The sequence below is a fragment of the Vibrio jasicida CAIM 1864 = LMG 25398 genome, assembly GCF_000400365.1.
Lineage (GTDB): Bacteria > Pseudomonadota > Gammaproteobacteria > Enterobacterales > Vibrionaceae > Vibrio > Vibrio jasicida.
In genome coordinates, this window is sequence record NZ_BAOG01000174.1 from 1 (window position 1) to 211 (window position 211).

The 211-nt window shown below is 46.4% G+C and carries 2 tRNA genes; both read left to right on the forward strand.

The features are described 5' to 3' along the window. Window positions 1-2 precede the first annotated feature (2 nt). A tRNA-Leu gene (locus VJL_RS26115) sits at window positions 3-87 on the forward strand. A 41-nt stretch (window positions 88-128) separates the two neighbouring features. Beyond that, window positions 129-205 (forward strand) — tRNA-Met (locus VJL_RS26120). The last annotated feature ends 6 nt before the right edge of the window (window positions 206-211 follow it).

Genomic DNA, 211 nt, shown 5'->3' on the forward strand with positions numbered 1-211 from the left:
ATGCGGTCGTGGCGGAATTGGTAGACGCACCAGATTTAGGTTCTGGCGCCGCAAGGTGTGAGAGTTCAAGTCTCTCCGACCGCACCATCTTAATTAAAAGAATACATATGTTGTTAAAACATATTGTTGGCTACGTAGCTCAGCTGGTTAGAGCACATCACTCATAATGATGGGGTCACAGGTTCGAATCCCGTCGTAGCCACCATTTATT